18 protein-coding genes are annotated in these 26596 nt (G+C 58.2%); 12 read left to right on the top strand and 6 right to left on the bottom strand.

Annotation, left to right across the window (positions count from 1 at the left end):
• Nucleotides 1-168: 168 nt before the first annotated feature.
• The 3 genes from LKE08_RS08280 to folD all read right to left on the bottom strand — a co-directional run bounded on the left by LKE08_RS08280 (nt 169) and on the right by folD (nt 2667).
• Nucleotides 169-624 carry a divergent PAP2 family protein gene (locus tag LKE08_RS08280; RefSeq protein WP_324703743.1) on the bottom strand — a complete coding sequence of 152 codons (456 nt, stop codon included), beginning with the start codon at nt 622-624 and terminating at the stop codon, nt 169-171.
• A 24-nt stretch (nt 625-648) separates the two neighbouring features.
• Nucleotides 649-1575, bottom strand: a complete 927-nt coding sequence (crtE, locus tag LKE08_RS08275) for a geranylgeranyl diphosphate synthase CrtE (protein WP_324703742.1) — start codon at nt 1573-1575, stop codon at nt 649-651.
• A 219-nt stretch (nt 1576-1794) separates the two neighbouring features.
• On the bottom strand, nt 1795-2667 hold the full coding sequence (folD, locus tag LKE08_RS08270) for a bifunctional methylenetetrahydrofolate dehydrogenase/methenyltetrahydrofolate cyclohydrolase FolD (RefSeq protein ID WP_324703741.1): 873 nt from the start codon (nt 2665-2667) through the stop codon (nt 1795-1797).
• On the opposite strand from folD, the gene LKE08_RS08265 reads away from it, so the two are divergent.
• A complete protein-coding gene (locus tag LKE08_RS08265) occupies nt 2633-3334 on the top strand; it encodes a hypothetical protein (protein ID WP_324703740.1) in 702 nt (233 codons plus the stop codon). The genes folD and LKE08_RS08265 overlap by 35 nt on opposite strands.
• Nucleotides 3335-3338: 4 nt before the next feature.
• On the opposite strand, the gene LKE08_RS08260 is transcribed toward LKE08_RS08265, so the two are convergent.
• Nucleotides 3339-3920: a CDP-archaeol synthase gene (locus tag LKE08_RS08260; RefSeq protein WP_324703739.1), complete on the bottom strand. Its 582-nt coding sequence runs from the start codon at nt 3918-3920 to the stop codon at nt 3339-3341.
• A gap of 235 nt (nt 3921-4155) precedes the next feature.
• Between LKE08_RS08260 and LKE08_RS08255 the strand changes: the two genes are divergently transcribed.
• A complete protein-coding gene (locus tag LKE08_RS08255; protein ID WP_324703738.1) occupies nt 4156-5352 on the top strand; it encodes a diacylglycerol kinase family protein in 1197 nt (398 codons plus the stop codon).
• Nucleotides 5353-5470: 118 nt separating this feature from the next.
• Entirely contained in the window at nt 5471-6106 is a 636-nt protein-coding gene (locus LKE08_RS08250) for a CDP-alcohol phosphatidyltransferase family protein (protein WP_324703737.1), read from the top strand.
• A gap of 46 nt (nt 6107-6152) precedes the next feature.
• Here the strand turns inward: LKE08_RS08250 and LKE08_RS08245 are convergent, their stop codons facing one another.
• Both LKE08_RS08245 and hisD read right to left on the bottom strand, forming a co-directional pair.
• Nucleotides 6153-6584 (bottom strand): universal stress protein, encoded by a 432-nt coding sequence (locus LKE08_RS08245; RefSeq protein ID WP_324703736.1) that lies wholly within the window; start codon nt 6582-6584, stop codon nt 6153-6155.
• Between the two features lie 52 nt (nt 6585-6636).
• A complete protein-coding gene (gene hisD / locus LKE08_RS08240) occupies nt 6637-7950 on the bottom strand; it encodes a histidinol dehydrogenase (protein ID WP_324703735.1) in 1314 nt (437 codons plus the stop codon).
• Between the two features lie 529 nt (nt 7951-8479).
• On the opposite strand from hisD, the gene rpsT reads away from it, so the two are divergent.
• From rpsT to LKE08_RS08195, 9 genes are all read left to right on the top strand, one after another.
• Nucleotides 8480-8797, top strand: a complete 318-nt coding sequence (gene rpsT / locus LKE08_RS08235) for a 30S ribosomal protein S20 (RefSeq protein WP_324703734.1) — start codon at nt 8480-8482, stop codon at nt 8795-8797.
• Nucleotides 8798-8935: 138 nt separating this feature from the next.
• Nucleotides 8936-9769 (top strand): TatD family hydrolase, encoded by an 834-nt coding sequence (locus LKE08_RS08230; RefSeq protein ID WP_324703733.1) that lies wholly within the window; start codon nt 8936-8938, stop codon nt 9767-9769.
• A gap of 155 nt (nt 9770-9924) precedes the next feature.
• Complete coding sequence (gene rpoB / locus LKE08_RS08225; protein WP_324703732.1) at nt 9925-13224, top strand: DNA-directed RNA polymerase subunit beta; 3300 nt, start codon at nt 9925-9927, stop codon at nt 13222-13224.
• A 93-nt stretch (nt 13225-13317) separates the two neighbouring features.
• Entirely contained in the window at nt 13318-15231 is a 1914-nt protein-coding gene (locus LKE08_RS08220; protein WP_324703731.1) for a DNA-directed RNA polymerase subunit gamma, read from the top strand.
• Between the two features lie 188 nt (nt 15232-15419).
• On the top strand, nt 15420-19565 hold the full coding sequence (locus LKE08_RS08215) for a DNA-directed RNA polymerase subunit beta' (protein WP_324703730.1): 4146 nt from the start codon (nt 15420-15422) through the stop codon (nt 19563-19565).
• A gap of 446 nt (nt 19566-20011) precedes the next feature.
• The gene (locus LKE08_RS08210; RefSeq protein ID WP_324703729.1) at nt 20012-20371 is read left to right on the top strand and encodes a metal-sensitive transcriptional regulator; all 360 of its coding nucleotides are present in this window, start codon (nt 20012-20014) and stop codon (nt 20369-20371) included.
• Entirely contained in the window at nt 20368-21051 is a 684-nt protein-coding gene (locus LKE08_RS08205; RefSeq protein ID WP_324703728.1) for a DUF2834 domain-containing protein, read from the top strand. Before LKE08_RS08210 ends, LKE08_RS08205 begins: the two co-directional genes overlap by 4 nt.
• A gap of 329 nt (nt 21052-21380) precedes the next feature.
• Nucleotides 21381-22973, top strand: coding sequence for an efflux RND transporter periplasmic adaptor subunit (locus LKE08_RS08200; RefSeq protein ID WP_324703727.1), 1593 nt, complete (start codon nt 21381-21383; stop codon nt 22971-22973).
• A 202-nt stretch (nt 22974-23175) separates the two neighbouring features.
• On the top strand, nt 23176-26562 hold the full coding sequence (locus tag LKE08_RS08195) for an efflux RND transporter permease subunit (protein WP_324703726.1): 3387 nt from the start codon (nt 23176-23178) through the stop codon (nt 26560-26562).
• Nucleotides 26563-26596: the final 34 nt, after the last annotated feature.

Here is a 26596-nt window from a genome sequence, read left to right as displayed (position 1 = left end):
AAGTCCCCATCCCCCCCTACCCCCCCTTTGTAAGGGGGGAGATCAGGGGGGATAATGGCGGATCGAACCGTATCGCACCAGATAGAAAACTGCTATAGAATTAAAGAAACAGGGCATCGGGACGCTATCATCTGCGAAATCTGCGAAATCTGCGGAAGAAATAGATCATCAATAAGCAAATTCCGCCAACCAAGAAATCGCGATACCCAAACTCAACCCCACAATCACCTGAAACGGCGTGTGCCCCAGCAACTCCTTCAAACGATCTTCATTAAACTGGGGATGCTCCTGAAACAACTCGTCGAGAATCTGATTGAGAATCCGGGCCTGCTGCCCCGCCGCCTGCCGCACCCCGGCCGCATCGTACATGACAATAATCGCGAACACCAGGGCGATCGCAAATTCCGGAGAGCCCCACCCCATCACCTGGCCGACGCTGGCCGCCAGCGCCCCCACAAACGCCGAATGGGAGCTCGGCATCCCCCCCGTCGTCACCAGCACCCGAAAATTCACCTTTCCGTGCTGGATCAATTCGATCGCCAATTTAGAAGCTTGGGCGAAAAGACAGGCAAACAGGGCCACCAACAGCACCCGGTTGTCCAAGATATGGCCGAAATCTTGCATGGGGTCGAACACCTCTCGTGACTGCTAGTTCGTGCGGCGGGTGATAAAATCCGCGATCGCCGACAGGGGCGCGGCACCTTCCCCAAACGGGGCCAGTTCCGCCTTCGCCTGCTCCACCAATCGTTGAGCCTGCCGTCGCGATTCCTCCAACCCCCACAAACTGGGATAGGTCGCCTTGTTAGCCTGCAGGTCTTTCCCTGCCGTCTTGCCCAACTCCTCCTGGGTGGCGGTAATGTCGAGAATATCATCGACAATCTGAAACGCCAAGCCGATATTTTGGGCGTACCGAGACAACCGCTCCACCTGCTCCGGCGAAGCCCCGGCTAAAATCGCCCCGCAGACGACACAAGCCTCCAACAGCGCCCCGGTTTTGTGGGTGTGGATGTACGTCAGCGTCCGTTCCGACACATCCGGCGACCCCTCCGACTCCAAATCCACCACCTGGCCCCCCACCAGTCCGGCCGCGCCCACGGCCCGACCCAAACGGGCGATCGCTTCCAGAACTCTTTGCGGCGGCACATCCCGGGTTTCCCGCGCCACGAACTCGAAGGCATAAGCCAGCAACCCGTCCCCGGCCAAGATCGCGATCTCCTCGCCGTAAACCTTATGATTGGTCAATTTCCCCCGCCGGTAGTCGTCATTATCCATCGCCGGCAGGTCGTCGTGGATCAGGGACATGGTGTGGATCATCTCCAGGGCGCAGGCCGTCGGCATCGCCATCGGTTCGGTCCCCCCCAGCAGTTCGCACGTCGCCAAACACAAAATCGGGCGCAGCCGCTTTCCCCCAGCCATCAGGGAATAGCGCATCGACTCGTAAATTTTTTCCGGATAGGTGACTGTGATGGAAGCGTCCAAAGCCGCCTCGACCCGCGCCTTTTGCCGGGTCAGATAGGCGGACAGGTCAAAAGCCGTTTCTCGGACGACCGTGGTTTGTTCGTTGGTATCTGTCATGTTGTTTCCCGTACACCCCTTCACTCACTGCATTGCCCGACCGAGCGGCGCCGGCTGTTCGGGGGTGAGGTGGACTCAAACAAGGGTTCTCCCCCATTCAAACCCCCTCGCGCACCCGTCCCAAACCGCGCGGGCTGAGGGTGGAAATTTTCAACTCCAAATTTCATTGTACGGGTCTTGTGGCATCCGACGATCGCCAAAAAAAAACCGGATTGAATTTCACCCCTCCCCGAAAACCCGTTTTTGATAACTCTCGACGGTATTTTTCAGCAGCATCGCCACCGTCATCGGCCCGACGCCGCCCGGGACGGGGCTGATATAATCGACCTGGGGTTCTACGGCCTTAAAATCGACATCGCCGACAATCTGCGATCGCCCTTCGTAGTCCATAATGCGGTTGATTCCGACATCCACGACCACCGCGCCCGGTTTGACCATGTCGCCCCGGATCAACTTGGGATAACCGGCCGCGACCACCAAAATTTCAGCTTCGCGGGTGAGTTTTGCCAGATCTCGGGTTTTGATGTGGGCGACGGACACGGTACTTTCAGCCTCCAACAGCATCAACGCCATCGGTTTGCCCACCAAAATACTCGCGCCGACGACCACCGCATCTTTACCCTCGACCTCAATTTCGTATTCCCGCAACAGCCGCATCACTCCCGCCGGCGTGCAACTGCGGAGGCCCGATTCTCCGCGCACCAGCCGCCCCATATTCGCCGGATGCAGGCCGTCCACATCTTTATCGGGGTCGATCTCGTAGAGCAATTTCACCGCGTCCAGATGGTCGGGGAGGGGCAGTTGCAGCAAAATCCCGTCCACGCGATCGTCTTCATTCAAAGCCCGAATCGCCCCGGCGAGTTCCTCCGGGCCGGTTTCGGCGGGAAAGTGCTCTCCGAAGGAGGCGATCCCCACCCGTTCGCAGGCCCGCTGTTTGTTGCGGACGTAAACCGCACTCGCCGGGTTGTCCCCCACCATCAACACCGCCAAACCGGGGGGCCGTCCCGCTTTGGGCTCCAGGGACTGAACCCGCTCTTTCAACTCGGATTGAATTTTTTTGGCTATTGCCTTACCGTCTAGTAGATTCGCCATAATTGAAAATCAGTGGAAATGTGCGATCGCCCCCGGGTCGGGAACACCGGAGGCCACAGAAACGATCAATACTATCTGGGAAGGATCGACAATTGACAATCATTCATCGGGTGTCGTCCGATCGGAAACCGAATTTCTCGCCCTGTCCGCCGACTCCCGACTCCCGACTCCCGACTCCCGCTCCTTCCCTCGCCTGTCGGAGAAAATTTTACCCCGCCTTTACAACTCCATGTGTATTTTCACCTGGCCATCCCCAGCAAAATTCGTTCACGTCGCATCGGTCCTGCTGCTGGCCGGCGGGATGGTGGGCTGCCGCCAGATCGCCGACTCCACGGCCAAATTGAACCTCAACACCACCAAAATTGAGGCGATCGCGCAAAATCGCAAAGTCGGCGCCAAGGTTTACCTGCGGGGGACCGTGGAAAATCGCGCCCCATTTTTGGGGGCCGGGGCCTACAAATTGGCCGATCGCACCGGGACGGTTTGGGTGTTCACCACCGAACCCCTCCCCCCCGTCGGCGAGAAAATGTTACTCCGGGGCCGGGTGAATTACGAGGCGATCGAAGTCTCGGGGGCGGAACAGTTGGATATCGGCGATTTTTATATCGAAGAATTGGAACGCATCACCGAGGAACAACCCGAGTCCGAACTCCCCGAAAATTCCTAAAAAATTATTTCAATCCCAACCGCTTCCGCAATGCCGTCGCCCCCATAAATAACAGCGGCGTGACCGCCAAACCAACCCCGATAAAATGGGCGGGAAACTGAAAATAAAAATACCACAAAATCAACACCCCATAGGTCGAATCAACGTGATCGACCACATAAAAAATTGGGTTGCTCTCGTCCCCCGGCGGAATCTGCAACCGACGCTTGATGTAGGAATTGGGCAACTCGGAAAGGTTGAAGACGAACCCGGTCAATAACCCGAACTGAATCGCATTTAAATCCCGAAAATGAACGGGAAAATTGGCGTTTAAATTCCCCACCCCTTCAATTTGTTGAAATAAGATGACGCCGACCAAAAATGTGAGCGGCAGGCTGACGAGCCCCCGCCAGCGTTTGTTGGCACCGAACCAGTCCCGTTGGATGGGAAAGTTGAGCCACTGAAAAGGCGGCATTTTCCACAAAAACGCTTCTAAAACCCCCGCCAAAAAGAGTGCAGAAGCGATCCAGATTAAATTCAGGGTATCTAGCGTCAGAGTTGACAACCAGCCGACTTCCCGCATGGCAGCCTCCATTGATATTGCCATCCCTCATCCTATCGCACTTTTCGGACGAAATCATACCCCCTTTTTCTTGACAGTTTTTTAAACTCGTGTTAAATTTTTTTAATCTCAAGTTAACCCCAAATTTGTAATTCTCAACGTGACTTCGTGAATGCTAAAAATTTTACCCCTTATTTTTCCGGGTATTGATCCCATTAATTCCCCTCCAGTTGAATCCGCTGTCATTTCGACCGATCGCCTTTCGCTGACCGAAAAAGACTTGATTTGGACGGAAAAAAACGAGAAAAAAAATATCAAAATTGATGATATTGTCGGCGCATTTGTCTGCGATCGCGATCGGTTCCAAAACGGCATCGGATTCATCGTCAACACTTATCCAAAATCTCCGAACCAACCCCGGCGAATCCTCCGACAATACCGATTCACCTGTCCGGATCTCGAAACGCGATCGCGCTGGATAACCACAATCAATAACCACATTCTCAGCCTTTCCGATTCCCATGATTTCACCCCCCCGCGACGGCTGCAAATTTTTATCAATCCCACCAGTGGCACCAAAAAAGGCGAACGGTTGTTCCGGGAAGCCAGACAAGTTTTAGAAAACAGTTACGTCAAATTTTCCGTCGCGGAAACCACCCACCCCGGCGACATCCAAAACCAAGTTAAATGGATGGATTTATCCCAAGTTGACGGGTTGGTTGTCGTGGGGGGAGACGGAACCGTTTACGAAGTCATCAACGGCTTGATGAACCGTCCCGATTGGAAGACGGCAATTCAAACCCCCATCGGCGTGATTCCGGCGGGAACCAGCAACGGACTGTGCAAAACTCTGTTGCAAGAGGCGGGGGAACCCTACGATTCGATCAACGCCACGATCGCGATCGCCAAAGGCAAAATACAACCCGTCGATCTGATCCACATCAAACAGGGCGATCGCCAATATTTCGGGGTTCTCTCCGTTTCTTGGGGATTGATCGCCGACGTGGATATCGAATCCGACAAACTGCGGTTTTTGGGTTCCCTCAAAACCGATACTTACGCCTTGTTTAAAATTTTAACCCTCCGCAGCTACCGGGGAAAAATATCCCTGATTCCCATCGATCCAGATGAGGCTATACCGGACGCGATCGCCGGCGATTGGCTGCTGCTGTGGGCGATGAACCTCCCCTGGGCAGCTTACAACCTCAACACCGCCCCCGACTCCCAAATATCCGACGGCAAAATGACGGTATTGTTGGTGCGGAAAGGAATGTCGAAATTGCAGTTATTGAAAGCCTTCTCAGCCTGCGAAACGGGACGGCATCTCAACATCCCCGGAATCGAATCTTATCGAGTGCGTGGCTTTCGGTTGGAACCCCGGGATGGAGAACGATTGGCGATCGACGGCGAACCCGTTCCGTCCGCCCCCGTCGAGGTGGAAATTCTCCCCGGTTTGGCGCGGGTTTTTTATCCTTAATTAGTGCGATCATCCGCAGATTACGCAGATTTCACAGATTCAAGAGAGTCCGATAATCCTTGACTTTTAGCGCAAATTATGGTAATTTATTTTTGGTCGGAGAAGTTCTATAATCATCATGTCGGATATTTCGGGCAATCAATCTTTGCAGTCTGATCTGAATGCGATCGCAGTCCCCCAGTCTCCCATCGATAAAATCCTGCAATTGTTCACGTCAAAACTCGCGAAACGCCTGGTCGAGGTTTCTTGGATCACCCCCAACGGAATCACCCTGTTTTCCCTGGCGATCGGCGGATTTTTGGCCGCATTTTTAATTATTCAACATCAATATTTCTGGGCGGTGGGCGCGATTATCTTCAGCGGGTTACTCGACTGTCTGGACGGGGATTTGGCGCGGGCAAGGGGTGTGGCATCGGACACCGGAAATCTCCTCGACAGCGTTTTAGATCGCTATGTAGACTTTTTTATGATTTCGGCTTTAATATTGACATCTCCCGATCGCAATTTAATCCCCGGATTGATCGCCCTGTTGGGGGCAGCGATGGTTCCCTACATCCGGGCGAAAAGCGAATCTTTGGGACGCAGCAGCATCGCCAGCATCGGCAGCCGCGCCGTGCGGACGATCCTGATTATTTTGGGATTGCTGACGGGGCAGATTTTTCCCTTATTAATCCTGTTGGGCGCGATCGCCAATATTGCCGCCCTGCACCGCTTCATCCACGCCCTCGGTTGGGGAGAAAGTCAAGCTCAATAAGCGATCTTTCCCCTACACCCTACACCCTACCCCCTACACCCAAAATTCAATCTTTCTCTTTCACCACCCACACCGAACAATTGGCGTCGGCGACGACTTGGGAACTCACCGAACCCTGGACGATGCGGTTGACTCCCGTCAGTCCGCGACTGCCGATGAGAATCAGATCCGTTTGATAGATATTGGCGAGGCGGATAATTTCCTCGGCGGGATCTCCCCGGACGATCTCCACATCACTCGGACCGTCCAACTCCTGTTGATAGCTTTTCAGATGCTTCTCGATATCCCAATAAGCCAACTCTTCCGATGTATTGGGATGGGGGCGATCGGCGATCGGATCGATCTCCGGCATTGTCGTGGGAATGACGTGGGAGAAGATGACGTGGGTTGTGGGTTGCAATTGCAGTTGCTTTAACGCCTCGATCATCAGCTCTATTGAAGGGGAACCATCAACAGCAACCAAAATTGTCCTTAACACAGAAACTTCTCCTCACAGCTCAGGGATCGTTTGCGATCGGCGAACCTTCACCTTAAAAATCCCCCTCTCCTTTCTTTTCAGTCCGCAGGCGAACCGAATCGGCATGGGACGGAAGCCCTTCAGCCGTAGCCAAGATATTAACAGCATTCGCGACTTTTTGCAGCGCTTGAGGCGAATATTGAATCAAGCTCGAATGCTTCATGAACACCTCCACCCCCAAGGCCGAAGCGTAGCGGGCTGCGCCGGACGTCGGCAGGGTGTGGTTGGGGCCGGCCAGATAGTCACCGACGGCCTCCGGGGTGGAACAGCCCAGGAAAATGGCCCCGGCGTGGCGGACGCGATCGAGCAGGGCCCAGGGGTCGTCAACTTCGAGCTCCAGGTGTTCCGGGGCGAATTCGTTGGACAGTTGCGCCGCCGCGTCGAGGGAGTCCACCACCACCACCAATCCGTAGTGGGCGATCGCTTTTTCGGTGAGGGTGCGGCGGGGGTGATGTTCCAGTTGCCGCTCCACCTCGGCCACCACCTGGCGGGCCAGGGCCGAATCCGTCGTCAGCAAAATCGCCGCGGCCAGGGGATCGTGTTCAGCCTGGGCCAACAAGTCGGTGGCGACGTGGACCGGGTTGGCGGTGCTGTCGGCGACGATCAGCACTTCCGACGGTCCGGCCAGGGAGTCGATGCCCACCGTGCCGTAGACCAATTTTTTCGCCAGGGTGACGTATATATTACCCGGTCCAGTGATCACGTCCACCTTGGGGACCGTTTCCGTCCCGTAGGCCAGAGCCGCGATCGCCTGGGCGCCCCCCACCCGATAAATTTCTTGAATCCCCGCCTCCTGGGCTGCCACCAACACCGCCGGGTTGATTTTGTTGTCGATACTCGGGGGAGTGACCATCACGATGCGGGGGACCTGGGCCACCCGAGCCGGAATGGCATTCATCATCACCGTGCTCGGGTAGGATGCCCTCCCACCCGGGACGTACAAACCGGCGCGATCGACGGGGGTGTAGCGTTTTCCCAGCACCACGTCATCGCCCTCGAACTGAACCCAGGACTTGGGAACCCGCTGGCGGTGAAACGCTTCGATCTGCTTGCAGGCCAGCCGGATAGCATCCAGGAGTTCTTTGGAAACTTGCTGGTAAGCCGCATCCAACTCGGAACCGCTGACCCGCAACTCTTCGGGCGTCAGGGTCTTGTGGTCAAATTCTTGGGTGTAATGCAGGAGTGCTTTGTCTCCCTGTCGCTTGACGGTTTGCAGCACTTCCCGCACCGTTGCTTCTTTGTGGATAACCGTGTCATCATGGGTGCGACTGGCGATCCGTCGCAGTTCTGATTGTGCTTCAACCCACTGAGTAATGATTCGCAGCATGGTGATTCGGAGTGCCAACCTTTAGGAGTTACCAGCCAAAATACGGGCGAGAATTGGAGACATGGAGTGAAAAACCGATCGGATTTGGACTCCGGCTCTATTCTAGAGTGTCCCTCAAACCTGCCGACAGTCTGCCACAGATTTCTAGGATCACCCGTATTTGTTGATATATAGTTTAACGCGAATTCTTAGCTCCCATCGTCGATTTGCCGATCTTCGCTGCCAATTTTTGGATGGAGAGCGCAGGGAGCGACCGGGAGCGGAGGGAGCGGAGGGAGCAGGCGGGAATCAATTCCCTAGGGGGCAAGCCGTCGCGCCCCGACTCGCAAAAATCATCTGAAAATGCTTGGGGAGTTTGTACGGATCTGATATCAGCTTGCCCCCGGTCGCCCCCGGTCGCCCCCGGTCGCCCCCATGCCCCCTCCGCCCCCACATCCCGGGGACTTCCAAATTGATCTCGAAAGGTGTTATGCTAGTATTTCTGTAAATCTTGATATTCAAAAACCCGCGACGACCTCAACCGGAAGCTATGGCCAACATCAAATCTGCCATCAAACGAGTTCAAATTGCCGAACGCAATCGGCTCCGCAATAAATCTTACAAGTCAGCCGTCCGCACCCTGATGAAAAAATATTTTGCCACGGTGGAGCAATATGCGGCTTCACCGAGCGACGAAGCGCTTCAGGAAGTGCATCAGCGGATGTCGGCCACCTACAGTAAAATTGATAAGGCGGTCAAAAAGGGAGTCCTTCACAAAAACAACGGAGCCCGGAAAAAAGCCAGATTGGCTCGGTTTTTGAAGCGACACCAAGAAAACCTGAATCAAACGGGCGCAGCCGCATCTTAACATCGAACGATGTTGCGTGTGGATGTCAGCAAGGGGAGGAGCGAGACTCGAACTCAGATCCGGCCCTTGATCTCCGTGTTTGTTTGAGGGATGTGACCGCTCAACTCAAGACCCATACCGGATGACGAATCGCACCCGATGCAGCTAATTGATACTCACGTTCATCTTAACTTTGACGTCCTCGCGACCGACCTGGAAGCGATCCGATCGCGGTGGCGGGAGGCCGGAGTCGTGCGCCTGGTTCACTCCTGCGTCCATCCGGGGGAATTTCAGGAGATCCGGGCGATCGCCGATCGCGTCGAAGAACTCTCCTTCGCCGTCGGTTTGCACCCCCTGGATACGGAAAAGTGGACCGACGGCAGCGCCGGGGAAATTTTGGAGTTAGCCCGGTCTGATGGGAGGGTGGTGGCGATCGGGGAAATGGGGCTGGACTTCTACAAAGCTGACGATGAAGCCCGTCAGAAACAGGTCTTCACCGCCCAACTCGAAATCGCCCGACAACTCGACAAACCCGTAATCATCCACTGCCGGGACGCAGCCGCCCCGATGGCGGAACTGTTGCGGGACTTTTGCGATCGCTCGGGAGCGGTGCGGGGAGTCATGCACTGCTGGGGGGGGACGCCCGAAGAAACCCAATGGTTCTTAGATCTGGGATTTTACATCAGCTTCAGCGGCACCGTCACCTTTAAAAAAGCGACGCCAATTCAAGAATCCGCCCGGATAGTTCCGAGCGATCGCCTGCTGGTCGAAACCGACTGTCCCTTCCTCGCCCCCGTCCCGAAGCGGGGAAAACGCAACGAACCCGCCCATGTCAAATACGTCGCCGAACGGGTCGCCGAATTGCGGGACACCTCCCCGGAGTCCCTGAGTCAACAGACCACCCGAAACGCCTGCCAACTCTTCGGCCTGTCCCTCCCCGAAGAAAGTCAAACGTCAAAAGTCGAAAAATCAAAAGTCAAAACAAGTTTTTAACTGGATGCCCGATCCGACCCCCCGAGGGTGGGGGTCAGGCGGAGAACCCGATCGCACCTGTCCGACCACCGCATTGCCACTCAGATCCCCCTCCGTCCGACCCCCAATTCAACGGATCGGCCAGACCACAGTAGCCCGGATTTTGGACGATACCCATGACAACTCAAACCCAATACGAATCCGCATTCCTGCTCCCCGACCTAATCGAGATCCAGCGGTCGAGCTTCCGCTGGTTTCTCGAAACCGGCCTGATCGAAGAACTGGAAAGCTTCTCGCCCATCAGCGACTACACCGGCAAACTCGAACTGCACTTTTTGGCCCAAAACTACAAACTCAAAGAGCCGAAATACGACGTCGATGAAGCCAAACGGCGGGACAGCACCTACGCCGTCCAGATGTACGTCCCCACCCGACTCATCAACAAAGAAACCGGGGAAATCAAAGAGCAGGAAGTCTTCATCGGCGACCTGCCCCTGATGACCGAACGCGGCACCTTCATCATCAACGGGGCCGAACGGGTGATCGTCAACCAAATCGTCCGCTCTCCCGGCGTCTACTACAAATCCGAGATCGACAAAAACCAGCGGCGCACCTACAGCGCCTCTTTGATCCCCAACCGGGGCGCCTGGTTGAAATTTGAAACCGACAAAAACGACCTGGTCTGGGTGCGGATTGACAAAACCCGCAAACTCTCCGCCCAGGTTCTCCTCAAAGCCCTCGGACTCACCAACAACGAGATCTTCGACGCCCTGCGGCACCCCGACTACTTCCAAAAAACCATCGAAAAAGAAGGAGAATTCACCGAAGAAGACGCCCTGATGGAGCTCTACCGCAAACTGCGGCCCGGGGAACCCCCCACCGTCGCCGGCGGGGAACAACTGCTCAACAACCGCTTCTTCGACGGCAAGCGCTACGACCTCGGCCGGGTGGGGCGCTACAAAATCAACCGCAAACTGCGCCTGAGTATTCCCGACAGCACCCGCGTCCTGACACCCACCGACATTCTCTCGGCGATCGACTACCTGATCAACTTAGAGTACGACATCGGCGAAACCGACGACATCGACCACCTCGGAAACCGCCGGGTGCGCTCCGTCGGCGAACTGCTGCAAAACCAAGTCCGAGTCGGCCTCAACCGCCTCGAACGCATCATCCGGGAACGGATGACCGTCGGCGACGCCGACACCCTCACTCCCGCCTCCCTGGTCAACCCCAAACCCCTCGTCGCCGCCATCAAAGAGTTCTTCGGCTCCAGCCAACTCTCCCAGTTCATGGACCAGACCAACCCCCTGGCCGAACTGACCCACAAACGGCGCCTGTCCGCCCTCGGCCCCGGCGGTCTAACCCGGGAGCGAGCCGGGTTCGCCGTCCGCGACATCCACCCCTCCCACTACGGGCGCATCTGCCCCATCGAAACCCCGGAAGGTCCCAACGCCGGACTGATCGGCTCCCTGGCCACCCACGCCCGGGTCAACCCCTACGGCTTCATCGAAACCCCCTACTGCCCCGTCGAAAACGGCCGGGTGCGGCGGGATCTCCCCCCGGTCTACATGACCGCCGACGAAGAAGACGACCTGCGCGTCGCCCCGGGAGATATCAGCTACGACGAAAACGGCCAAATCCTCGGCGACCTCGTACCCGTGCGCTACCGCCAGGACTTCACCAAAACGGCCCCCGACCAGGTGGACTACGTGGCCGTTTCCCCCGTCCAGATCGTCTCCGTCGCCACCTCCCTCATCCCCTTCCTGGAACACGACGACGCCAACCGCGCCCTGATGGGGTCAAACATGCAGCGGCAGGCCGTCCCCCTGCTGCGCCCCGAGCGCCCCTTGGTGGGAACCGGACTCGAAGCCCAAGCCGCCCGGGACTCCGGGATGGTGATCGTGTCCCGCACCGACGGCGAAGTCAGCTATGTGGACGGCGCCAAAATTCGGGTCATGGACCTCGACGGCCGGGAATGGGAGTACGAACTTCAGAAGTACAGCCGCTCCAACCAAGACACCTGTCTGAACCAGCGGCCCCTCGTTTATGAGGGAGACCAGGTGGTGACCGGCCAGGTGTTGGCGGACGGCTCCTCCACGGAAGGGGCGGAACTGGCCCTCGGCCATAATATCGTCGTCGCCTATATGCCCTGGGAGGGATACAACTACGAAGACGCGATCCTGATCAGCGAGCGCCTGGTTTACCAGGACGTCTACACCTCCATCCACATCGAAAAATTCGAGATCGAGGCGCGGCAGACCAAACTCGGCCCCGAAGAAATCACCCGGGAAATTCCCAACGTCGGGGAAGATTCCCTGCGGCAACTCGACGCCAACGGCATCATCCGCATCGGCGCCTGGGTGGAGTCGGGGGATATCCTGGTCGGGAAAGTCACCCCCAAAGGGGAATCCGACCAGCCCCCGGAAGAAAAGCTGCTGCGGGCGATCTTCGGCGAGAAGGCCCGGGACGTGCGGGATAATTCCCTGCGAGTTCCCAACGGTGAAAAAGGCCGGGTCGTGGACGTGCGGGTATTTACTCGGGAACAGGGGGACGAACTGCCCCCCGGCGCCAACATGGTGGTGCGGGTTTACGTCGCCCAAAAGCGGAAAATTCAGGTGGGCGACAAAATGGCCGGACGTCACGGAAATAAGGGGATCGTCTCCCGCATCCTGCCCATCGAAGATATGCCCTACCTCCCCGACGGGCGCCCGGTGGATATCGTCCTGAATCCCCTGGGGGTGCCGTCCCGGATGAACGTCGGACAGATCTTTGAATGTCTGATGGGGTGGGCCGGAGAAAACCTGAAACGGCGGTTCAAGGTCGTCCCCTTCGATGAAATGTTCGGGGGCGAAATGTCCCGGGAAACGGTCCACGGCAAGCTGCAAGAGGCCCGGGATAAGAAGAAACAGGACTGGCTGTTCAACCCGGAGTATCCCGGCAAAACCATCGTTTACGACGGGCGGACGGGCGAGCCCTTTGACCAGCCGGTGACGGTGGGGGTGGCCTATATGTTGAAACTGGTCCACCTGGTGGACGACAAGATCCACGCCCGTTCGACCGGACCCTACTCCCTGGTGACGCAGCAGCCTTTGGGCGGAAAGGCGCAGCAGGGCGGACAGCGATTCGGAGAAATGGAGGTGTGGGCCCTGGAGGCCTTCGGCGCCGCCTACACCCTGCAGGAATTGCTGACGGTGAAATCCGACGATATGCAGGGGCGCAACGAGGCCCTGAATGCGATCGTGAAGGGGAAGGCCATCCCCCGGCCGGGGACACCGGAATCCTTCAAAGTGTTGATGCGGGAGTTGCAGTCCCTGTGCTTGGATATTGCCGTGCACAAGGTGGAAACCGCCGAAGACGGCAGCAGCAAGGATGCCGAGGTGGATCTGATGGCCGACGAGTCCGGCCGGGGACGCCCGCCGTCCAAACCCACCTACGAGTTGAGTTCGGTCGATGAAGACGATCGCGAAAGTTAAATCCGAATTCTGACCGGGGAAATTGGGGAAAACTCGCCCCATTTCCCCCCTCTCACCGTCCCAGGTGTCAATCTTGATCTGTGAACTGGAATTATGACGAACTCAAAGTCGAACTCAAGCAAGCGTTTAGAACAGCGTTTCGATTACGTCAAAATCGGGTTGGCGTCCCCCGAGCGGATTCGCCAGTGGGGGGAGCGCACCCTGCCGAACGGCCAAGTCGTGGGGGAAGTGACCAAACCGGAAACGATCAACTACCGGACGCTCAAACCGGAAATGGACGGGCTATTTTGCGAGCGGATTTTCGGACCCGCGAAGGACTGGGAATGTCACTGCGGAAAGTACAAGCGGGTGCGGCACCGGGGCATCGTCTGCGAGCGCTGCGGCGTGGAAGTGACCGAATCTCGGGTGCGGCGGCACCGGATGGGGTACATCAAACTCGCGGCTCCCGTCACCCACGTCTGGTATTTGAAGGGGATTCCCAGCTACATGGCGATTTTGCTGGACATGCCCCTGCGGGACGTGGAGCAGGTGGTTTATTTTAACGCCTACGTCGTGTTGAATCCCGGCAACGCCGACAATCTGTCCTACAAACAGCTACTGATGGAAGAGCAGTGGCTGGAAATCGAAGAGCAGATGTACAGCGAAGAGGCGGAACTCATCGGCGTGGAAGTGGGCATCGGGGCCGAGGCGATCGCCCGACTGCTGGCCGATATCCCCCTGGAAGAAGAGGCAGAGCGCCTGCGGGAAGAAATCGCCAACTCCAAGGGACAGAAGCGAGCCAAGCTGATCAAGCGCCTGCGGGTGATCGACAACTTCATCGCCACCAGCTCCCTACCCGAATGGATGGTCCTCAACGTCATCCCCGTCATCCCCCCGGATTTGCGCCCGATGGTGCAGTTAGACGGGGGCCGGTTCGCCACCAGCGACCTGAACGATTTGTACCGGCGGGTGATCAACCGCAACAACCGCCTGGCGCGATTGCAGGAAATTTTGGCACCGGAAATTATTATCCGCAACGAAAAGCGAATGCTTCAAGAGGCGGTGGATGCCTTAATTGACAACGGACGCCGGGGCCGGACCGTGGTGGGAGCCAACAACCGCCCCTTGAAATCCCTCTCCGACATCATCGAGGGGAAACAGGGCCGCTTCCGGCAGAACCTGCTCGGAAAGCGGGTGGACTACTCCGGCCGTTCCGTGATCGTCGTCGGTCCGAAATTGAAGATGCACCAGTGCGGACTGCCCCGGGAGATGGCGATCGAGCTGTTCCAGCCCTTCGTGATTCACCGCCTGATCCGCCAGGGTTTGGTCAACAATATCAAAGCCGCCAAAAAGTTGATCCAGCGCAACGATCCCAGCGTGTGGGACGTGTTGGAAGAGGTCATTTCCGGACACCCCGTCATGCTCAACCGCGCCCCGACACTGCACCGCCTGGGGATTCAGGCCTTTGAACCCATACTGGTGGAGGGGCGAGCCATCCAACTGCACCCCCTGGTCTGTCCGGCCTTCAACGCCGACTTCGACGGCGACCAGATGGCCGTCCACGTCCCCCTGTCCATCGAGTCTCAAGCCGAGGCGAGGCTGCTGATGCTGGCGTCCAACAACATCCTCTCCCCGGCGACGGGGCGGCCGATCGTGACGCCGAGTCAGGATATGGTTTTGGGCTGCTACTACCTGACGGCGGAAAACCCGAAGGCGACCCGGGGGGTCGATCACTACTTCAGCGACTTGGAGGATGCCATCATCGCCTACACCCAAGGTCAGGTAGACCTGCACGCCTCGGTTTGGGTGCGGTTCGAGGGCGAAGTGCACGCGGGCGAACCCGAACAACTCAAAGATGAAGAAACCGCGGCGGATGGGAGCGTCACCAAAGTCTATATCGGTCAAAAAACGGGCCACCTGCTGCGCCGTCGCCGGGTCGATAAAGAGGGAAATCTCATTTCCCAGTACGTCCGGACAACTCCGGGCCGGATCATCTTCAACAAAACGGTGCAAGATGCCCTGGTCTAACGGGAATTGGTCATTAATAATTGATCATTATTAATGACCGCTTTCCTTCGCCATTTCTAATATCAAGTTCGGATCGTCAGCGATCGCATGAAGTTCTGATGATTGAATGAAAAATAGTGGTCAGAACAACGATTTTAGCGAACTTGATCGGACATCTGCTTTCCAGCGCAATTCAACACAAAATAGATATGACTGAGACTCAAAAAATCTTCCGGAACCGGGTGATTGACAAAGGGCAATTGAAAAAATTGATCGCCTGGGCGTTTATGAACCACGGCACGGCGCGGACGGCCCAGATCGCCGACCAATTGAAAGATTTGGGTTTCCGCTACGCCACCAAAGCCGGGGTTTCGATCAGCGTCGATGACCTGCAGGTTCCCCCCTCCAAGCGAGAATTGCTCGAAGCGGCGGAAGAGGAAATTCGGCGCACGGAGAACCGCTATTCCAAGGGGGAAATTACCGAGGTGGAGCGGTTCCAAAAGGTGATCGACACCTGGAACGGCACCAGCGAAGCCCTCAAGGACGAGGTGGTGCGGAACTTCAAATCCACCAACCCTTTGAACTCGGTGTACATGATGGCGTTCTCTGGGGCGCGGGGTAACATTTCCCAGGTGCGCCAGTTGGTGGGGATGCGGGGTTTGATGGCTGACCCGCAGGGGGAAATCATCGACCAGCCGATCAAGACCAACTTCCGGGAGGGGCTGACCGTCACCGAGTATATCATCTCCTCCTACGGCGCCCGGAAGGGGTTGGTGGACACGGCGCTGCGGACGGCAGATTCGGGGTATTTGACCCGCCGTCTAGTGGACGTGTCCCAGGACGTGATCCTGCGAGAAATTGACTGCGGGACGACCCGGGGAATCCGGCTGAAAAACATGACCGACGGCGATCGCATCCTGATCCCCCTCAAGGACCGCCTCATGGGCCGGGTGTTGGGGGAAGATGTCAAACATCCCGAAACCGGGGAGATCGTGTCCTGGAACGGCAAAAAAGCCGTCCGCAACCAGGTGATCTGCGAAGACCTGGCCGCGGCCATCTGCGATGCGGGGGTGAACGAGCTCCTGGTGCGATCGCCCCTCACCTGCGAGGCCAACCGCTCCGTGTGCCGCCACTGCTACGGGTGGAGTCTGGCCCACGCCGACATGGTAGACCTCGGGGAGGCGATCGGGATCATCGCGGCCCAGTCCATCGGCGAACCGGGCACCCAGCTCACGATGCGGACCTTCCACACCGGGGGGGTGTTCACGGCCGAGGCAGCGGCGGTGCTGCGCGCCCCCTTCGACGGCGTGGTTCGCTTCCCCAAATCCCTGCGCCTGCGGGCGTTCCGCACCCGTCACGGGGACGATTCCTTCTACGCCGAAAGCAACGGCCATTTAGCCGTGGAGAGCGAAAGCGGGAAATCCGAGCGGGTCGCCATCTCCCAGGGGGTGACGGTGGTCGTCCAGAACGGGCAGGCCGTCAAAGCCGACCAGATTTTGGCGGAAATTCCCGCCGGAGGCCGGACGGCCCGGAAGACCACGGAAAAGGCCACCAAAGACGTGGCGACGGACCTGGCCGGGGAAGTCAAATTCGCCGACGTCATCCCCGAAGAAAAAATGGACCGCCAGGGCAACATGACCCGCATCGCCCAGCGCGGGGGGCTGCTGTGGGTGCTGGCTGGGGAAGTGTACAACCTGCCCCCCGGCGCCGAGCCGGCCGTCAAAAACGGCGATCGCGTCGAACCGGGCAGCGTCCTGGCCCAGACCAAACTGGTGTCCGAACACGGGGGCATCGTCCGCATCGCTCAAAATACCGAATACGCCACCCAGGAGGTCACGACCCCCAGCACCGACATCAGCAACTTGGAAGCCCTGGCCGGCCAGGAGGAAGGGGACGCCCCGGAACTGCCCCGGGAACTGGAAATTATCACCGCCTCCGTCCTGCTCGACCAGGCCCTGGTGCGGCTGCAAACCCTGCAAGGCCGGGAACAGTACGTCATCGAAACCAACAGCAACCACCGATTCCTGCTGAAGGTGACGCCGGGGAGCAAGGTAGAAAATCACGAGGTGATCGCCGAGCTGATGGACGACAGCTACCGCACCACTACCGGCGGCATCATCAAATACGCCGGGGTGGAAGTCGCCAAGCGCTCCAAAGCCAAACAGGGCTACGAAGTCACCCAGGGCGGCACCCTGCTGTGGATTCCCGAGGAGTGCCACGAGGTCAACAAAGATATTTCCCTGCTGCTGGCCGAAGACGGGCAGTATGTGGAAGCCGGGACGGAAGTGGTCAAAGACATCTTCTGCCAGAGTAAAGGGGCGATCGAAGTCACCCAGAAAAACGACATTTTGCGGGAAATCGTCATCAAACCCGGGGAACTGCACCTGGTGGACGACCCCGAGATGGTCATGGCCCTCGACGGCCAGATCGTCAACGCCGGGGAAGAGGTGATCCCGGGCATCACCGCCACCGAACTCAACTACGTGGAATACGTCGAGACACCGGAAGGTCCGGCCCTGCTGCTGCGCCCCGTGGTGGAATTCAAGGTCCCCGAAACCCCGCCGATCCCCTCCCAGGAGTCCCTGAACCAGTCCATCTCCCTGCAAGCCGTGCAGCGCCTGTCCTATAAAGATGGGGAGCGGGTGCGATCGGTGGAAGGGGTGGAACTGCTGCGGACGCAGTTGGTGATCAACATCGGCTCCGAAGCCCCGCAGTTAGCCGCCGACATCGAGCTGATCCCCGACGAGAACGACCCCGAGATCCTGCGGTTGCAGTTGGTGATTTTGGAATCCCTGGTGATCCGCCGCGACATCGTGGCCGATTCCACCCAGGGCAGCACCCGGACGCGGTTGCTGGTGGAAGACGGCCAGGAAATCGAACCGGGCGCGGTGGTGACGCGGACAGAAATTCTCGGCAAGGACGGCGGCGTGGTCGGCGGCATCCGCTCCGGGGCCGAAGTGCTGCGCCGGATTCTGCTGGTCCGCCACGCCGACATGGTGACGATCGCCGTGCCCCCCGGCGCGACCCCCGGCGTGAAAGTGGGAGATTTGGTCGTGGAAGGGTCGGAAATTGCCCCGGGCGTGACTTTGGAAGAGTCCGGTCAGGTCGTCGAAATCAAAGCCGGGACGGCAACCGGGGAGAGTTCGGAAGCCGCGGGCGGGAGTTCCGAACTCTCCACCACCTCCCCGACTCAAATCGTCCTGCGCCTCGGCCGGCCCTACCGGGTGTCTTCCGGCGCAGTCCTGCACCTCAACGACGGCGACCTGGTGCAGCGGGGTGACAACTTGGTGCTGCTGGTGTTTGAACGGGCGAAAACCGGGGACATCATCCAGGGTCTGCCCCGGATCGAGGAACTCCTGGAAGCCCGGAAGCCGAAGGAGGCCTGCATTTTGGCCCGCCAGCCCGGAACCGCCCAGGTGGAGGTGAACGATGAACTCGTCGAATTGCGGGTCGTGGAGGAGAGCGGCGCGATCACCGACTACCCCCTCAGCCCCGGCCAGACGGCGATCGTCTCCGACGGCCAGACCGTGGATGTGGGACAGCACCTCACCGACGGGCCTGCCAATCCCCACGAGATTTTGGAGGTGTTCTTCAACTACCACCTGGAACGGGACGGGTTGGTTTACGAATCGGCCCTCAAGAGTTTCCAACAGTGCCAGACCTTCTTGGTGAACGAGGTGCAGTCGGTGTATCAGTCCCAGGGGATCGATATTTCCGACAAGCACATCGAGGTGATCGTCCGCCAGATGACCTCTAAAGTCCGGGTGGACGACGGCGGCGATACGACGATGCTGCCCGGGGAATTGGTGGAACTGCGTCAGGTGGAACAGGTGAACGAGGCGATGTCCATTACCGGGGGCGCCCCCGCCCGATACACGCCGGTACTGCTGGGGATTACCAAGGCATCCCTGAACACCGATAGCTTCATCTCGGCGGCCAGTTTCCAGGAGACGACCCGGGTGCTTACCGAGGCGGCGATCGAAGGGAAGTCCGACTGGCTGCGGGGTTTGAAAGAAAACGTGATCATCGGGCGCCTGATCCCGGCCGGAAGCGGATTCAACGCCTACGAAGAGGGCGGAATCGAGGGCACCAGCTTCGACGGGGATACGAATGACATCGACGAGGACAGCGATGAACTCACGGATGTAGTCCTCGACGATCGCACCGCCCGGGCCTACGGCAAGGGTCAGTTCTCGGAGGACGGCGATTCGGACGACGACGATTTCAGCGAGTTCGCCATCCGCGAAGAGAAGGACAATTTGCCGGGAATGGACGACGAAGAACCGTTTTCGGCTTCTATCCTCGGAGAGGACATCATCGACGATGATTTCGAGGACGACGAAGACGAAGACTGATGTCCGGTCTGGTTTGTGAAAAGAGCGGGTGTGAGGGTTTAAGAAGCGGAGGAAGCAGGGGAAATCATCCTCCTCTGCCTCCTGGGGGATCTCTGCTCCCCTACTGCTCACACCCGACACCGGACAGGCCGCGCCATAACTCATTTCAAATCCTGATAATTAACCGCAAAACATCTGCGATGGAGGGAGCCAGGTGTCTGGATTTGACATCCATTTTCTATCAGAGTTTTAAGCTAGAATCAGAAGCTTTTTTAACTCAAAATATTTGAGGAGAAAACCAGATGATAGAGTGATTTTTTGATCTCCCCCCAGCTCCCATTCTTGGCCGAAACCATTACCGGATAAGAGTTTGAGCTGATTCGCCCCGAACGACGCCTCCCCCGAAATTTCCCCCTCCGCTAAAATATTGAATATTGTTCTCCACCCCAAGTTTAAAAACAAACATAATGATCGGATCAGATTCCTCCACCACACCCCTGCCCCACCCTCACCAGCACCTTCACCCGGAGGAACATCCCTCGTCGGCACACCCCCACGTCCATAGCGAAGAATCCCTGCGTCGCATCGTGAACCGACTCTCCCGCATCGAAGGACACATCCGCGGCGTCAAAACCATGGTGCAGGAAAGCCGCCCCTGTCCCGATGTCCTGGTGCAGCTCGCCGCTGTCCGGGGGGCAGTCGATCGCGTTTCCCGGATGATTCTGGACGAACACTTGACCGAATGTGTGGCCCGAGCCGCCCAAGAAGGCAATATTGATGTTGAAATCGAAGAACTCAAAGCCGCTTTAGACCGATTTTTGCCATGAGTGTCGCATCTCTCAAAATCGCCTTGGGGCTGGTTTGGGTGGGATTTCTCACCTACGCTTTTCTGTTCGCCCCCCCCGACCATCCCCAGGAAACCTTCGCCCTGATTCAAAACCTCTCTTTCGGCAACTGGGAGGGTATCAACCCTCTGATTGTCGCCCTGTTCAATTTGATGGGTATCTGGCCGCTGGTTTACAGTTGCGTGCTATTTGCCGACGGCCGCGGCCAGAAGATTCCGGCCTGGCCCTTTGTGGCTTTATCCTTCGGCGTGGGAGCCTTCGCCCTGCTGCCCTATTTGGCATTGCGTCAACCCAACCCCGATTTTCCCGGAAAGCGCGATCGCTTCATCCGCCTCTGGGATTCGAGATTCACGGGAATTATTTTAACCGCCGGGGCGATCGCATTGGTGAGTTATGGCATCACCCAGGGGAACTGGGGCGATTTTGTCCAACAGTGGCAGACCAGCCGCTTCATCCACGTCATGAGCCTGGATTTTTGCCTGCTGTCGGTGCTGTTTCCCGCCCTCCTCGGGGATGATATGGCGCGGCGGGGCATGGATAACACCAGCTTATTTTGGATTTTCGCTTTAATTCCGCTGTTCGGGCCGCTATCCTATTTGTGCCGGCGTCCGCCCTTATCCGAGTCCGGAGCGATCGCCGAAGCGAGTGCGATCGCGCCTTGAGGGGCGACGGAACTTAAAACTTCATAACATTTTGATGACAATTGATAACAATTGCCGTCAAATTCACCCATTTTTCACAGCCATTACCTATACTGTAAACTGTCATTTTTGGCAAGTGTGGTTTTCTATCGGTGAGGAAGTTGGGTAGAATGCCAGTCGTTCCAGCATGACCGATGCCCTTGTCTCCCCAGTCATCAATGGACAACATTTCCCCCAATCGCTTCGAGTGGAGAGCGATTCAGAGTCCCTGGCGTGCCGGAACTCACCGTCAATCCGCTAGATTGGGGCATCCAAATGATCTCTAGACTCAACGATTCACCAAACAACTGATGAACAAAACACCGTCAAAAGCCATAGGTGCGCTGTCGCGGATCGCGTCCTTACCCCTACTAGCAGCCGTGGCACTGCTGAGTGCCTGTTCCGGGCAACCCCAGGCGGCTGGCCCCCCTCCCGTTCCCGTGGAAATCGAAAAAATCGACGCCCGGGATGTCAAAGACAGCAGCGAATACAACGCCAGAGTCGAGGGGGTGGAAAATTCCATCATCAGGCCCCGGGTGAGCGGGTGGGTGAAACAGGTCTACGTCCGCTTGGGCCAGCGGGTGGAAGCCGGCGACCCCCTCATGCAGATCGACTCCTCCCAGCAGCAGGCTAACTTCGAGAACCGACTGGCGACAGTGGAAGGCAGACGGGCCGCACTCAAGGGAGCCGAAGCCGAATTAGAAGCCCTGAGAGCCAACTTGACCCGCACCCGGGCCGAATTGGAATTTCAGTCCCAGGGGGCGAATTTGCAGCGAGCCGAGCGGGAATTGGACGCCCAGATCGACGAACGGCAGCGACTCGAATTCGAGTTGGAAAATTCCCAAGAAAACTTGCAGGCCGCCGTGCGGGAGTTGGAACGGCGGCAGGCGATCCGGCAACAGCGACAGGCCGCCTACGAGCGCTATGAAAAGCTGTGGGAGGAGGGGGTGATTTCCTCGGAACTCTACGACGAGAAACTACGGGACCGACAAACCAGCGAAGCCGAGGTCGCCAACCAGGAAAAAGAAGTGCTCGCGGCCCGGGCGCGGGTGGAAGCGGCCCGGGCGAACCTGTCCCGCCAGGGGCGCACCATCGAGGCTTCGCGGGCCCAGGTGGAAAGCGCCGGCAGGGATCTCGATCGCCAAATTGCCACCCTGGAAGCAGATATCGCCCGTCAAGAGAAGGCGATCGAAGCCCAGGAAGCCCAACTCGCCCTGTTGGAGCGGGAAATCCAGGGGGCGAGGGCGAACGCGGTGGCCGAACAGGTGCAGTTGGACTACTACACCATCAACGCCCCCATCGGCGGCATCGTGGGCGACATCCCGGTCAAGGTAGGGGATCTTGTGGACAGCCAGACCACCCTCACCAGCATCCGCCAGAACCAGAATTTGGAGGTCAACATCGACATTCCCATCGGTTTCTTACCCCAATTGCGGGTGGGGACGCCGGTAGAATTGATCGCCCAGGAGACGGGGGAGGCGATCGGCACCAGTCGGATTTCTTACATCGCCCCCAACGCCGGGACCGGAACTCAAACCATCTTGGTGAAGGCGATTTATCCCAACCAAAATAACGAATTGCGGACCGATCAAATTGTCCGCGCCCGGGTAATTTGGGAACAGGCATCAGGGGTAACAGTTCCCACCACGGCGATCACCCGCATCGGGGCGCAGAGTTTCGTGTTTCGGGTCGAAGAACAGCAGACGGACGCCGGAGAAACGATGCTGGTCGCCAAACAAGTTCCCGTCCAACTCGGCAGCATTCAGGGTCAGAGTTTCGAGGTCATTTCCGGGGTCAAAGCCGGCGATCGCATCGTCAGCGAAGGGGTGATCAAATTGCGGAACGGCGTTCCCATCGTCGATCGCACCAACGATCGAGAAGCCGCTTCCACCCCTCAACAATAGGGCGATCGTACCTCCGGACTCGGAGCGCAATCAAGACTGGCTAAATTTCGAGAATCCGGTATCATGAACCTGACCGGATTCACCATCAGAAATTGGCAGCGGGGGAATGCTCTCTGGCCGGCCGCACCCCGTGGATATCGAGCGGATTCCCTCCGAGAATGCCTCCCGAACGGCCGACCCCACTACCCGTCCCCAACCGCTTATGCTCTTATTTGTCAGCACCTTCATCAAGCGCCCCGTCCTGACGACGGTCTGCACCATTTTGATCATTTTGGTGGGCGTCATCTGCATCCCGCTGCTGCCCATCTCCCAACTGCCGCAGCTCGCCAACACCCAAATCAACGTCACCGCCGTCAACATCGGAGCGGACGCGGAGACCACCGAGACGACCGTGACGACGCTCTTGGAGCGGGAGATCAACGGCGTCGAAAACATGAAATACATCTCCTCCAACACGGGAAATAACGGCGTCTCCAACATTTCCGTCGCCTTTCCCGTGGACGTGGACCGGGATATCGCCCAAGTCAACGTCAACAACCGGGTTTCCCAGGCCGAACCGGGCTTGCCGGATATCGTCCAACAGACGGGCGTCACGGTCCGGGCCTCTTCCCCCAATATCTTGTTGGTGCTGGCGTTTTACTCCGAAACGGACGACCAGGGGCGGGATTTGTATGATGAAATTTTTATCAGCAACTATCTCGATCTGAGCGTCACCGACGAACTGACCCGGGCGCCGGGGGTGGGGGAGGTGACACTGTTGGGGGAACGAACCTATGCGATGCGAATTTGGCTCAACCCCCAAAAAATGGCGGCGAGGGGGTTGGTGGCCCAGGATGTGGTCGCCGCCCTGCGGGAACAAAACATCCAGGTGGGGGCGGGAAAAATCGGCCAATCCCCCACACCCCCCGGACAGCGGTTTGAAATTCCGCTGCAGGCCGTGAGTCGGCTGCGGGATGAAAAAGAATTTGAAAATTTGGTACTCAGCGTCGGGGAGGGCGGCAGCCTCGTCACGCTCAAAGATGTGGGCCGGGCGGAACTCGGGGCCCAGGATTACAACGTCGATGCCCGGTTCAGGGACCGGCCGGCGGTGGGGATCGCGATTTACCAGCGTCCGGGGAGCAACGCCTTGGAAACGGCGGCGGCGGTGAAATCCAAGGTGGCGGAGTTGAGCGCATCCTTTCCGCCGGGATTGAAATATGAGACGGCCTTCGACACGACTTTATTTATCAACGCCTCCCTGCAGGAAGTGGTGATCACGCTGTTTCAGGCGATCGCGCTGGTGATTTTGGTGATCTTTATTTTCCTACAAGATTGGCGAACCACCCTGATCCCGGCGATCGCGATTCCGGTGGCCCTGATCGGGGCGATGGCCGGGTTGATGGTGATGGGATTCCAACTCAACACCCTGACGCTGTTCGCCTGCACCCTGGCGACGGGTCTGGTGGTGGACGATGCGATCGTGATCGTGGAGGCGGTTTCCACCAAAATCAACCAGGGGATGAAACCCCGGCAGGCGGCCCTCGACGCCATGCAGGAACTCACCGGGGCCACCATCGCCACCTCCCTGGTGCTGATGGCGGTGTTCATCCCGGTGTCCTTCTTCCCGGGCACGACGGGAATTATCTTCAAACAGTTCGCCCTCACCATCGCCTTCGCGGTGCTGTGTTCGACGTTCAACGCCCTCACCTTCTCCCCCACGATGGCCGGGGTGCTGTTGCGCCCCCAAAGGGAAACCCAGGGACCCCTGGGATTGCTGTTCCGGAACTTCAACCGGGGCTTCAATTGGCTGCAAAATCAATATGGCAAGGCGATCCGATTTCTCGTCCGCATCAATACCCTGGTGATGGGACTGTTCGTCGGCGGGTTGGTGCTGACGGTGCTGATGTACGGCTGGGTGCCGAGCGGCTTCGTCCCGGAAGAAGACCAGGGATACTTTTTGATCGTCTTTCAGACGCCGGACGGGGTGTCCCTCAACTACACGGCCGAGGCGGCGGAAGACGTGATCGAGGCGGTTTTGGAGCAGCCGGAGGTGCAATCGACGTTCAGCGCCGCCGGGTTCGGCTTCGAGGGGCAGAACCCGTCCCAGGGGGTGATGTTCGTCGGCCTGAAACCGTGGGACGAACGGCCCGGGCAAGATGGATCGGTTTACGGGGTGCTGCGGCGGGTCAACGGCGCCCTGCGGGAAATCCCGAGGTTGCAGGCCTTCGCCCTCAACGCCCCCCCGGTGCAGGGGATGAGCAATACCGGCGGGGTGGAAATGCAGATCCAAGACCGCAGTGGCAACCTGCCGATTTCGCAACTGGTGGAGAACGGCAACCGGCTGGTGGCGGCCCTGAATTCCGACCAATATCCGGCGGTGGGGGGGGCGTTCACCCAGTTTTCGGCGGCTAAGGCCCAGAAGAAGATCGAGGTGCTGCGCGATCGCGCCAAGGCCTTGAATGTCAACATCGGGGACGTGTTCAGCACCCTCCAGATCTATCTGGGGTCGTCCTACGTCAACGACTTCGTGTTGGGACAGCGCCAGTACCGGGTCACGGCCCAGGCGGAGGCGGAGTTTCGCGCCGACCCGTCGGACATCGATCGCCTCTATGTGCGATCGCGGAACGGCGATTTGGTTCCCCTGGGAAATTTGGTTCGATTTGAAGATTTCGTCGGGCCGGAAATTATCACCCACTTCAATATTTACCGCTCGATGCGGATTCAGGGCAACCCCGCCCCCGGATACAGTTCCGGACAGGCGATCGCTGCAATGGAAGAGGCGGCCCGGGAAGTCCTCGACCCCGGTTATGGCTTCGCTTGGCAGGGCAGCGCCCTGGAGGAAAAGGCGTCCGGCGGCGCGGCGCCCATCATCTTCGGCCTGGGCTTCGTGATGGTGTTCCTGGTGCTCTCGGCCCAATACGAAAGCTACATCGACCCCACGATCATCATGCTGGCAGTCCCCCTGGCGGTTCTGGGAGCCCTCGCCGCCATCTGGCTGCGGGCGAACGTGATCATGGCTGGGACTCTCTGGCCCGTCGTCACCAACGACGTTTACTGTCAGGTGGCGCTGGTGATGCTGATCGGTCTGGCTTCCAAAAACTCGATCCTGATCGTGGAATTCGCCAACCAACTGCGGGACAAAGGCCTCGACATCAAACAGGCGGCGACCCAGGCGGCGGAACAGCGCTTCCGCCCCATTCAGATGACGGCGATCTCCTCCCTGATCGGGTTCTGGCCCCTGGTGGTCGCCTCCGGCCCCGGAGCGTCGAGCCGCTGGTCTTTGGGAACGGCGATCTTCGGCGGGATGCTGGTGGGGACGCTGCTGAGTTTGCTGATCACCCCCAACCTCTACATCGCCATCAAGAACCTGGAGGCACGGTTCCTGAAAGGCGAGAAGGCCGACAAATCCGACGGTTCGGGTCCCAACGGCTCCAACGGCGGGGGATTGAAAAAACGCCTGCCCCGTCGTCGCAAAAAGGCGCAGTCGAACGGCTACCACGAGGATGAGGCGATCGGCGAGAACCCACCCATCGCCGAAGATCTCGAATCTGCCCCGGATGAAGTGTTGCGGATCGATCGCAACCCCCCCGAACCCCAAGGAGAAACGTAAATTTCTACTTTCTCAATTTCTCAATTTGTCGATC

The sequence above is a fragment of the Lyngbya sp. CCY1209 genome, assembly GCF_035615495.1.
Taxonomy (GTDB): domain Bacteria; phylum Cyanobacteriota; class Cyanobacteriia; order Cyanobacteriales; family Microcoleaceae; genus Limnospira.
The sequence above is the reverse complement of the archived record's forward strand: the minus strand, read 5'-3'. Positions and strand labels throughout refer to the sequence as shown.

Excerpts from the sequence above, each read along its gene's own strand:
- LKE08_RS08280 (WP_324703743.1), bottom strand. The coding sequence starts at position 624 with ATGCAAGATTTCGGCCATATCTTGGACAACCGGGTGCTGTTGGTGGCC.
- crtE (WP_324703742.1), bottom strand. The coding sequence starts at position 1,575 with ATGACAGATACCAACGAACAAACCACGGTCGTCCGAGAAACGGCTTTT.
- folD (WP_324703741.1), bottom strand. The coding sequence starts at position 2,667 with ATGGCGAATCTACTAGACGGTAAGGCAATAGCCAAAAAAATTCAATCC.
- LKE08_RS08260 (WP_324703739.1), bottom strand. The coding sequence starts at position 3,920 with ATGGCAATATCAATGGAGGCTGCCATGCGGGAAGTCGGCTGGTTGTCA.
- LKE08_RS08250 (WP_324703737.1), top strand. The coding sequence starts at position 5,471 with ATGTCGGATATTTCGGGCAATCAATCTTTGCAGTCTGATCTGAATGCG.
- hisD (WP_324703735.1), bottom strand. The coding sequence starts at position 7,950 with ATGCTGCGAATCATTACTCAGTGGGTTGAAGCACAATCAGAACTGCGA.
- rpsT (WP_324703734.1), top strand. The coding sequence starts at position 8,480 with ATGGCCAACATCAAATCTGCCATCAAACGAGTTCAAATTGCCGAACGC.
- LKE08_RS08230 (WP_324703733.1), top strand. The coding sequence starts at position 8,936 with ATGCAGCTAATTGATACTCACGTTCATCTTAACTTTGACGTCCTCGCG.
- rpoB (WP_324703732.1), top strand. The coding sequence starts at position 9,925 with ATGACAACTCAAACCCAATACGAATCCGCATTCCTGCTCCCCGACCTA.
- LKE08_RS08220 (WP_324703731.1), top strand. The coding sequence starts at position 13,318 with ATGACGAACTCAAAGTCGAACTCAAGCAAGCGTTTAGAACAGCGTTTC.
- LKE08_RS08215 (WP_324703730.1), top strand. The coding sequence starts at position 15,420 with ATGACTGAGACTCAAAAAATCTTCCGGAACCGGGTGATTGACAAAGGG.
- LKE08_RS08210 (WP_324703729.1), top strand. The coding sequence starts at position 20,012 with ATGATCGGATCAGATTCCTCCACCACACCCCTGCCCCACCCTCACCAG.
- LKE08_RS08205 (WP_324703728.1), top strand. The coding sequence starts at position 20,368 with ATGAGTGTCGCATCTCTCAAAATCGCCTTGGGGCTGGTTTGGGTGGGA.
- LKE08_RS08200 (WP_324703727.1), top strand. The coding sequence starts at position 21,381 with ATGAACAAAACACCGTCAAAAGCCATAGGTGCGCTGTCGCGGATCGCG.
- LKE08_RS08195 (WP_324703726.1), top strand. The coding sequence starts at position 23,176 with ATGCTCTTATTTGTCAGCACCTTCATCAAGCGCCCCGTCCTGACGACG.